Source organism: Legionella yabuuchiae (genome assembly GCF_900640115.1).
In the GTDB taxonomy this organism is placed as follows: Bacteria; Pseudomonadota; Gammaproteobacteria; order Legionellales; family Legionellaceae; genus Legionella_A; species Legionella_A yabuuchiae.
Genome location: NZ_CAAAIW010000066.1, coordinates 1 through 1,118, shown reverse-complemented (window position 1 = coordinate 1,118; position 1,118 = coordinate 1). Strand labels below are relative to the sequence as shown.

The window sequence follows — 1,118 nt, the reverse complement described above, 5'->3', positions numbered from 1 at the left end:
ACAGGTGTTATTATTGGGTGACGCAAGAATTTGACCTCTTGCGTTGGGTATACCGGAAAGAGTAGAGAAATTTACAGAAGAAAAGTTGCTTTATCTTTTCATAAAACTTCTCAACGTCGATATGTAATGTACCGCCACGAGCCACGTTCATCAATTGAGCTCCTCGGCAAATCCCTAATACAGGCAGGCCTTTTTTATCAGCATGAACAAAATGATCAAACTCCAACTGATCGCGTTCTAAATCATAAGCATAATGCAGCTTTTTTTCTTTTCCATATCGCTCAGGATTAATATCCACACCGCCACCGAGTATTAACCCGGCATAATCAAAGCGCGATGCATTTTGTTTTGTAGTAATGGACATCGGGATACCGCCTGCAAGCCATACCACTAGCTTCATTGCCCAAATGACGATGAATGATTGATGAACTGAATGCGTGATGCCGATTAAGGGCCTGGATTTAGTCATAATTGTTTTAGGTATTTCTCAGTTTGTTTAACCCAAGTGCTAGTAGTAAAAAGCCACTGTGTGGAGTTCAAATGGTTAAAATCCTTGATCATCTTTAAACGTAACGCGTCATTGCTAGCTAGTTTTTCAACATGCAGCCAGCGCTTCCATTCTGTAGTAAAATCCCAATCAGGCTTGGATAAACTTGAATTAGCTAGTCGATAATGAAACGTAGGTCTGGCTTTAACCAGACTTGAATTGACATGGTTATTTACCATTTTTTCATCGATACGAGCAAACAAAGGCAGCATGTCCAAGGCGCGATTTCTTGTTGCATTATAAATTAAATAATCACGCATTAATGTTTTCATTTCTGGATGGTAATCCTCATTTAAAATCAACTGGCTATATTTAGACGGATATTCATTAATAAAGGTCGAGGCAACCCGACTGATGTCCACTTCAATATCATTTCGAAGCCAGTCACTTAATAAAGCATAAGACTGAATATAGCTCAGTAGGCATTCTGATGATAAAGATGGGGTTTCAGGATTAAGATGCACGCCGAATGCCGGGGTATAAGTATTTTAAACCACCTTTTTGCCATTTTTCAAAAATAACATGTTTTAAATATTTACAAAAATCCGGGGCGGATTCTCAGCCATCCACC

Annotated in this window: 2 protein-coding genes; both read right to left on the bottom strand. The window is 39.1% G+C overall.

The window, feature by feature from the left end; translation table 11 throughout:
- Positions 1 to 10: 10 nt before the first annotated feature.
- Positions 11 to 469: a gamma-glutamyl-gamma-aminobutyrate hydrolase family protein gene (locus E1O47_RS12080; RefSeq protein ID WP_133131481.1), complete on the bottom strand. Its 459-nt coding sequence runs from the start codon at positions 467 to 469 to the stop codon at positions 11 to 13.
- A complete protein-coding gene (locus E1O47_RS12075) occupies positions 466 to 1,011 on the bottom strand; it encodes an amidoligase family protein (RefSeq protein ID WP_133131480.1) in 546 nt (181 codons plus the stop codon). The genes E1O47_RS12080 and E1O47_RS12075 overlap by 4 nt, the downstream gene beginning before the upstream one ends.
- Between the last annotated feature and the right edge of the window lie 107 nt (positions 1,012 to 1,118).

Coding starts and splice junctions, on each gene's coding strand:
- E1O47_RS12080 (WP_133131481.1), bottom strand. CDS start 469: ATGACTAAATCCAGGCCCTTAATCGGCATCACGCATTCAGTTCATCAA.